Genomic DNA, 572 nt, shown 5'->3' on the forward strand with positions numbered 1-572 from the left:
ATTGCGCGCTCCGGCTCCGGAATGTAGGTGTCCAGGTGGCCAGCCAGTTCCAGGATCTTCTCTTCCCACTGAGCTTCGCCTTCCAGCGCTTTCAGTGCGGAACCACGTACCACCGGCAGGTCATCACCCGGGAAGTCGTACTCGGACAGCAGTTCGCGAACTTCCATCTCGACCAGTTCCAGCAGCTCTTCGTCATCTACCATGTCGCACTTGTTCATGAACACGATGATGTACGGAACGCCTACCTGACGACCCAGCAGGATGTGCTCACGAGTCTGCGGCATCGGGCCGTCAGTCGCTGCTACTACCAGGATCGCGCCGTCCATCTGGGCAGCACCGGTGATCATGTTTTTAACGTAGTCGGCGTGACCCGGGCAGTCTACGTGGGCGTAGTGACGGGTAGCGGTGTCGTATTCTACGTGGGAGGTGTTGATGGTGATACCACGCTCACGCTCTTCCGGCGCCTTGTCGATCTGGTCGAAGGCGAAAGCTTTACCACCGAAGTGCTTGGCCAGCACGTTGGTGATGGCGGCGGTCAGGGTGGTTTTACCGTGGTCAACGTGGCCGATGGT

The 572-nt window shown here is 58.9% G+C and carries 1 protein-coding gene; it reads right to left on the bottom strand.

Features of this window, described 5'->3' with window-relative positions:
- A partial coding sequence (locus PG897_RS22530) for a GTP-binding protein (RefSeq protein ID WP_161648264.1) occupies nucleotides 1–572 on the bottom strand: 572 nt, incomplete at both ends.

It is taken from the genome of Aeromonas sp. QDB20 (genome assembly GCF_027707805.1).
Classification (GTDB): Bacteria; Pseudomonadota; Gammaproteobacteria; order Enterobacterales; family Aeromonadaceae; genus Aeromonas; species Aeromonas dhakensis.